The organism is Streptomyces sp. NPDC058741, from assembly GCF_042746715.1.
In the GTDB taxonomy this organism is placed as follows: Bacteria; Actinomycetota; Actinomycetes; order Streptomycetales; family Streptomycetaceae; genus Streptomyces.
The window spans coordinates 1-5,597 of sequence record NZ_JBHYQH010000032.1; the positions used below are offsets into that span (position 1 = coordinate 1).

General features: G+C 68.1%; 6 protein-coding genes and 1 pseudogene. 4 read left to right on the top strand and 3 right to left on the bottom strand.

Annotated features, from left to right (window positions below):
• Both ACFW6P_RS23090 and ACFW6P_RS23095 read right to left on the bottom strand, forming a co-directional pair.
• Positions 1-1,416, bottom strand: a 1,416-nt coding sequence (locus ACFW6P_RS23090; protein ID WP_386424557.1) for an Ig-like domain repeat protein, incomplete at its 3' end; no start/stop codon positions are given.
• 915 nt (positions 1,417-2,331) lie between these two features.
• Positions 2,332-2,619 (bottom strand): hypothetical protein, encoded by a 288-nt coding sequence (locus ACFW6P_RS23095; RefSeq protein WP_386359816.1) that lies wholly within the window; start codon positions 2,617-2,619, stop codon positions 2,332-2,334.
• A gap of 282 nt (positions 2,620-2,901) precedes the next feature.
• On the opposite strand from ACFW6P_RS23095, the pseudogene ACFW6P_RS23100 reads away from it, so the two are divergent.
• A pseudogene (locus tag ACFW6P_RS23100) lies at positions 2,902-3,603 on the top strand (AMP-binding protein); the annotation flags it as partial.
• Positions 3,604-3,746: 143 nt separating this feature from the next.
• Here ACFW6P_RS23100 and ACFW6P_RS23105 read toward each other — a convergent pair.
• Positions 3,747-4,130 (bottom strand): rodlin, encoded by a 384-nt coding sequence (locus tag ACFW6P_RS23105; RefSeq protein WP_386359814.1) that lies wholly within the window; start codon positions 4,128-4,130, stop codon positions 3,747-3,749.
• A 242-nt stretch (positions 4,131-4,372) separates the two neighbouring features.
• Between ACFW6P_RS23105 and ACFW6P_RS23110 the strand changes: the two genes are divergently transcribed.
• The 3 genes from ACFW6P_RS23110 to ACFW6P_RS23120 all read left to right on the top strand — a co-directional run.
• Positions 4,373-4,762 carry a rodlin gene (locus tag ACFW6P_RS23110; protein ID WP_386359812.1) on the top strand — a complete coding sequence of 130 codons (390 nt, stop codon included), beginning with the start codon at positions 4,373-4,375 and terminating at the stop codon, positions 4,760-4,762.
• 227 nt (positions 4,763-4,989) lie between these two features.
• Complete coding sequence (locus ACFW6P_RS23115; RefSeq protein ID WP_386359810.1) at positions 4,990-5,217, top strand: chaplin; 228 nt, start codon at positions 4,990-4,992, stop codon at positions 5,215-5,217.
• Positions 5,218-5,315: 98 nt separating this feature from the next.
• The coding region (locus ACFW6P_RS23120; RefSeq protein WP_386424560.1) for a chaplin at positions 5,316-5,597 on the top strand (282 nt) is incomplete at its 3' end.

The following is a 5,597-nucleotide window of genomic DNA, read 5'->3' on the forward strand; positions in this document are numbered from 1 at the left end:
GGTCGAGGGGGTGAAGCAGGTGTCGCCGTTGTAGGTGGCGGTGATGGTGCCGGTGGTGAGGTTGTCGGCGGTGATGCAGGTGGTGCCGTCGGGTGCGAGGCCGATGGTCTGGTCGAGTCCGGGGCCGGTGAGGGTGAGGGTTCCGGAGGGGGTGCCACTGCCGGGGGCGACGGGCGTGACCGTGGCGCACACGGTCACTGGCTGGCCGCAGACCGAGGGGGTCGGGTCGGCGGTGAGGGAGACGATGCTGCCAGCCGGAGCGACCGTCACGTCCGCTGTGCCCGTCGACGGGGTGAAGCACGGGTCACCGCCGAAGATGGCCGTGACGGTGCCGGTCTGCAGCACGTCGGTGGTCGTGCAGGCCGTGCCGTCGGCGGCCAGTTCCACGGTCTCGTTCAGCCCGCCGGGACCGGTGAAGATGACCGTTCCGGTGGGGGTGCCGTTGCCGGGGGCGACGGCTGTGACGGTGGCGCACACGGTGACACTCTGGCCGCACAAAGAGGGGGTCGGATCCACCGTCAGGGACACCGCGCTCGTAGCAGGGCCGACCGTCACGTCGAAGGAGACCGTCGCGGGCCCGTAACACTCGTCACCGTCGTAGGTGGCGGTGACGGTGCCGGTCTCCAGCACCGTCGTGGTCACACAGGCCGTGCCGTCGGCGTCCAGGGGCGCAGACGCGGTCAGTCCGCCGGGGCCGGTGAAGGTGACCGTCCCGGTGGGGGTGCCGCTGCCCGGGAGTGTCTGCGTCACGGTGGCGCAGAGCTCCACCTCCTGCCCGCACACCGACGGATCGGGACCGGCCGACGCGGTGAGCGTGACGGGTGCCTGTTCGACGACGAGGACCATGAGGGGCGAGTTCGAGGCGTTGAACTCGGCGTCGCCGGTGTAGAAGGCGGCTGCCCGGTGCAGGCCTACCGGCAGGTCGCTGATCGTGACCTGCGCCTGCCCCGTCGCATCCACGGGCGCGGACATGACCGGACCGTCGTCGCTGACGATGAAGGAGACGGAGCCGGTGGGGGTGCCCGCGCCGGGCGGCACGGGGGTCACCTGCGCGGTGAGGGTGACCGTCTCGCCGCAGAGCGATGGCTCGGGGTCGACGACCAGCGTGGTGGTGGTGTTCGCGAGGGTGACCTCCTGCGTGTCCGCGCCCGTGGACGACTCGTACTCCGCGTCGCCCGAGTACGTGGCCTCCATTCCGTGAAGATCCACGTCCAGGGCAGCGGTCGCGTACTGCGCTTGTCCGCTTGCGTCCAGCGGAACTGTCGCGACGGGCGCACCGTCGAGAACGAAGTCGACGGTGCCGGTCGGGCTGGGGCCGTCGGCGACTTCCGGTTGGACGGTGGCGGTGAAGGTGACTTCCTGACCGGCGACGGATGGATCCGGTGTCGAGGTGACGGTGGTGGTCGAACTGGCCACGATGTGGCTCCTTTCGGATGATCCGCGAAAAGGAGTGAGGGTCATCGCCCAAGTGGCGTACATCCGGGATGAGGGATTTCCGGCCTCGTCGGTGCGGCGCTCTGCGAGGATTCCCTGGTCCGCTCGGATTCGCGGCGGATCGCCTACTTTCAGCACCAGTAGGCGCCCCGTCCGAGATCGTGGTCCAGATGGACGAACGGAATACCACTCGTTCGGCGCAGCGCACTCAGTGGTACAAGAAGCGGAAAACACGGATCGCGCGGCGCATGGGTGTCGCCTCTTTCCGCGCCGTCTGCGGAAGGGAAAGGATTTCTCGGTTTTCCCGTCCTCGCGCGCGTGCGTCACCAGGAGCATCCGCGGCACGCTCGCGATGGTGCCGCGGGAAATCCCAGGCCTGTCCGGTCCTCGATGCGACCGGGCGCTGCAAGGTGTCGTCGTTCTGGATTCCGCCGTTGGTCACGGCAAGCGGCAGCCCCTCGGCGCACCGGCTTTCCGGTACGCCGAGGGGCTGCCGTGTGGTCTCTGTCGACGGCCTCGTAGGGTCGGCCGATCGCGGGTGCCGCCTGCGGGCCTACTGGCTGACCGCGGTGACGGAACCCCCTCCGCCCGCCCTTCGGTTGGCGGCATCGGCTTCCTGCCGTGTGGGGTACTGGCGTGTGACGCCGTTGGGGAGAACCAGCCGGTATACGGTCGTCGACCGGCTGGCGCCTTTGGTGCGCCCGCAGTTGCATGGCATGGTCTGCCTCCTTCCGTCCGGCCGCCCGGACGACCGGTCAAGGGAGGGCCGGGAGAATTCCGGGCCGGCAGCGCGCCCTTGGCCCTACCGGTTAATCCCCGGCTGCCGCCCTGCCGACACGAGCCGTCAATTAATCACATTATCCAGGGTGAGAGTGGCCACTTTCTCCAACGTGCCTGTCAGTCGACCCAGGTGGCTGCCAGACCGGTGAGATAGGACAGGGTGAGCAGAGTGGCGCCCGCCTGGAACCACGTCTCCTCGCCGGCCCAGTAGGCGAGCGCGGTGACGGCGCCCGCGACCCATATGCTGACGCACCATCCGCAAGTGATCAGATAAGCCAGCCGGGAGTCGTCACCGAAACGATCGGCGATCCGAGAGCGGAGTCCCGCGGCGAGGGCATCCTTCGTGAGGAATCGCGTGACGCGGCAGACGGTGCCGAGCGAGAGAAGGAAGACCAGCACACTCATGAAAATCATCGTAGGGAATCCACTCCGGTCCTTCTCGCGTTTTCGCGAATCGGAATGATTACGGGAGTGACCGAAAAAGTCGAGAGTTTTCTCGAGAGGCGGATGATGCGGATGCCCGCTCCGTGACAAGGCCGGTGCGCGACCCTCATGTGGACTCCGCTCGGCAGCGTGAACCGGCTTCTGTGCCCCCGCCCCATTGACCAGTTGCTATGCGCGAGTAAGTTGACTCCAGAGTAAGTAGGCACGGCGGCACGTCAGTCTCATCCGTGACCGGGACCCGTCATGGGTGTACGCAGGGATCTCAAACGGGCAATGCAGCGCACCGACCTGGTGATCCGTACGAAGGCCGAGACCGTCAGGGCCGAACGGGGCGTCGTCCGCGAGGCCCGCGTGGCACCCCTCGCCCCCCGTCCGGCGACCGGCGGCATCACCGACCTCCCGTTCACCAACGCGGCGGAGGCCGCCGACGCCGTGGTCCTGCGCCGGGAGGCGCACGGCACCTGGCAACCCGTCACGGCGGCGGCCTTCGCCGACGAGGTCACCGCCGTGGCCGAGGGCCTGATCGCCGCCGGCCTCGAACCGGGCGGCCGCGTCGCGGTGATGTCCCGCACCCGCTACGAATGGACGGTGCTGGACTTCGCCGTCTGGTCGGCGGGCGGCCAGACCGTCCGCGTCCACGCCACCTCCTCCGCAGGCCAGGTGGAGTGGACCGTCCGCGACTCCGGCGCCCGGTACGTCGTCACCGAGACCGCCGCGAACACCGAGACCGTCTCGGCCGGCACGGCCGCCCACCCCGCACCCCCGCGCGTCTGGCGGCTCGACGCCGGCGTCTACCGCCGCGTCCGCAAGGAGCTCGGCGGCCGCATGCGCTACGCCATCAGCGACGGCAGCCCCCTCGACCGCGAGCTCAACCTCTTCTTCTACGCTGCCGGCATCCTGATCCACGAGGGCTACGGCCTCACCGAGACCACCGCCGCCGCCACACCTTGAACGTCAAGCGGCGGGCAGCGACGGCGGCTTACGCCGAGCAGATCGAAGCCCCGTACGCGGGCGGGCGCTGACACCGGACGAACGAAAGGGGCGGGCCGCCGAGCAAGTGCTCGACCACCCGCCCCGGTGCCGTTGCGTCAGTCACCGATCGCCGAAAGGACCGAAACGTCCTCCAGCAGGTGCGACAGCGCACCGTCGCGCTTGACGTTGGTGGAGTTCTCCACACACTGCTGCTGCTGGTGGTCCGACAGGATCGGGACGTCCTGGACGAGCCCGCCGATACCGATGGGCAGGTCGCTCACCGCGATGCACGGCTTGTTGAACGAGCCTTGGATCAGCGCCATCTGCGGGCTCATGTGACCGTACGTGGACGAGTTGCCGAAGCTCTGCATCGCCCCGTTGCCGTTCGCGGTGGTCGGACCGCTGTCGTCGCCGGCCGCAAGCGCCTGCGGGGCCGCGGCAGCGGAGGCTCCCATGACGGAAGCGGCGATCGCCGCGGTGGCAAGAACCTTCTTGATCACTGACCAGTCCTTTCTGAGGAAACCCCGTCCTCCGGAGCGTTCTGGTCAACTGCGCGGCCGGCGCATGGTTTCACCTCGTCACTCCGTCAGCCCACGCCAGAACAGTTTGTGTGTTCTTCTTCCCTGTTCCTGCCAGGGGTTCTGAGCGCAGCGGCCAACCGGGTGAACACCCGCAACCATTCATCCGGAGCCGGGTTGATGAGGCCGTAGGGCATGCGTCGTTACGAGGAAAGGAACGCGAAGTGCTCAAGAAGGCAATGGTTGCCGCGGCGGCCGCCGCCTCTGTCATCGGTATGTCGGTGGCGGCTGCTCCCCAGGCTCTTGCCGTCGGGGACGACTCCGGACCGTCCGTGGCCAACGGCAACGGCGCCTCGTCGTCGTTCGGCAACTCCGCGACCAAGGGCGACATGAGCCCTCAGCTCTCGCTGGTGAACGGCTCGCTGAACAAGCCCTGTGTCGGTGTTCAGGACCTCAACTTCGGTACCGGTGCCGGCACCTTGATCCAGGACATCCCGGTCCTGTCGGACCAGGTCCAGCAGCAGTGCGCGGACAACTCCACGAACGCCAAGCGGGACGGTGCGCTGAACCACATCCTGGAGGATCTGTCGGTCCTGTCAGCGGACATCGACTGATTCGCTCCGTACGACGCCATGACGGTCCGCCGGGTCCCCGGCGGGCCGCCGTGGCGTACCCGGAATCCCTCGTGGGGCATTCGGGTGAATTCCGTTTTGCCGTGCGCTTCTTGGTTTCTTGGGACGCCGGTTCGTCGTTTTCAGGCTGCAGGTCATGATGCGAGCCCTACAAGCTGTGCTCGCTCGGTCTCGGCCGAAAAGGGCATGACCGCAGAGAAGGGAAGAACATGAAGAAGAGCGCTGCTGTCCTCGCGGGAGCGGTCATGGCCCTGGGCATGGCGGGTCCGGCCATGGCCGACTCCGGTGCCCAGGCTGCCGCGGTGGGTTCCCCGGGCGTCCTGTCCGGCAACGTGATCCAGATTCCCGTGCACATCCAGCACAACGTGTGCGGCAACACCGTCGACACCATCGCCGTCCTGAGCCCGGCTTTCGGCAACGAGTGCGAGAACGACTGACGTCGAAGCGCACCGGATGCGACATGGCCGGCCCCGGGAAAATCGCGTTCGTTCCGAGGCCGGCTGTTCCCACTTCTACCAGCAGGAAGACAACGAGATTGCGACAGACCCTGAGCAGGGGAATGGTCGCGGCGGCGGCCGCGACGAGCATCCTGTCCCTGTGCGGCGGCCAGGCCGCCGCCGACTCGTCGGCCGACGGCGCCGCCAAGGGCTCGCCGGGCGTCGCGTCCGGCAACGAGATCCAGGCCCCGGTCCACGTGCCCGTCAATGCCTGCGGCAACACCATCGACGCGGTAGCCGTGCTCAACCCGGCCTTCGGCAACTCCTGTGTCAACGAGGACGGGTCCTACGGCGATGACGGCGGCTACGGCGACACGCCC